Source organism: Stenotrophomonas sp. P5_B8, assembly GCF_054049855.1.
The window spans coordinates 1-1,352 of the sequence record NZ_JBFULO010000672.1 but is presented as its reverse complement, the minus strand read 5'-3'; the positions used below and the strand labels follow the sequence as shown (position 1 = coordinate 1,352).

2 protein-coding genes are annotated in these 1,352 nt (G+C 67.2%); both read left to right on the top strand.

The genetic code is table 11. The features are described from left to right. The coding region (locus tag ACXJKH_RS20560; RefSeq protein WP_457322152.1) for a BRCT domain-containing protein at window positions 1-850 on the top strand (850 nt) is incomplete at its 5' end. 12 nt (window positions 851-862) lie between these two features. Further along, a complete protein-coding gene (locus ACXJKH_RS20555) occupies window positions 863-1,348 on the top strand; it encodes a GNAT family N-acetyltransferase (protein WP_256774532.1) in 486 nt (161 codons plus the stop codon). Window positions 1,349-1,352 lie beyond the last annotated feature (4 nt).

Sequence of the window (1,352 nt, the reverse complement as noted above, 5' to 3'; positions counted from 1 at the left end):
CACCTGGAACACGAAGAAGATCGCCACCAAGTGGGCCGACAACCTGATCGCTGCGATCGACGCCAGCCGCGACACCACGCTGGAGCGCCTGCTGTTCGCGCTCGGCATCGAGCATGTTGGCGAAAGCACCGCCAAGGCACTGGCGATCTGGTTCGGCGATCTGGAGCTGATCCGCCACCTGCCGTGGCCGCTGTTCAAGCGCGTGCCGGATATCGGCGGCGAAGTGGCGCGCTCGCTCGGCCACTTCTTTGAACAGCCCGGCAACCAGGAGGCGATTGATGCCCTGCTGAAGGTTGGCCAGGTGCGCATCGGCGACACCCATCCGCCGTCGGCGAAATTGCGTGACGGACTGGATTTTGCCCAACTGCTGGTCGAGGCCGAGATCCCCGGCATCACCCGCCTGCGCGCTGAAAAGCTGGCCAGCATGCTGCCCGATGCCGCCGCGGTGCTGGACGCCGAACCGGTCCGCTTCGTCGCCGCCGGGCTGCCCAACGAGGTGGCCCTCGGTCTTGCCGATTGGCTGGATCGCGAGGGCCATGGTCCGATGCTGCTCAAAGCCGAGCAGTACCGCCAGCAGCTGCTGGCGCGCGCGCCGGAACAGGCCGAACAGGCCGCCGGCCCGCTCGACGGGCAGACCGTGGTGCTGACCGGCACGCTGTCGCAGATGACCCGTGACGAGGCCAAGGCGCGGTTGGAAGCGCTGGGCGCCAAGGTCGCCGGCAGCGTATCGAAGAAGACCGCCTTCGTGGTGGCCGGCACCGAAGCCGGATCCAAGTTGACCAAGGCCGAAGAACTGGGCATCGATGTGTGGGACGAAGACCGTCTGGTCGCCTTCCTCGCACAGCACTGAGAGAGAGACYGCATGCAGACCGCACCCCTGGACTTCCGCGTGGCCACCGTCGCCGACACCGAACTGCTGATCGGATTGATGCGCGCTTTCTACGCCGAGGACAAACTGGACTTCGACAATGCGCGCGTGCGCCGCGCGCTGGCCGCCCTGCTGGAAGACCCGCGCAACGGTGAAGTGCTGTTGTGGCTGTCCGAAGACGGCAGCGTGGTGGGCTATGCCGCGCTGGCGATGGGGTTCAGCCTGGAGCAGGGCGGTCATTTCGCGCTGCTGGACGAGCTGTATCTCAGCCATGCCGCGCGCGGTCGTGGCCGTGGCAAGCAGGCCCTGGCCGTGCTCGAGCAACGTGCCAACGCGCGCGGCGTGGAGCGCATGCGGTTGGAAGTGAACCACCACAACGAACTGGCGCGGCGGCTGTACCTGGCCACCGGCTACGTCGATGACACCCGCGATCTGCTGACCCTGCCGCTGGCCGAGCGGCTCAAGGACGCGCGCGCATGATCGC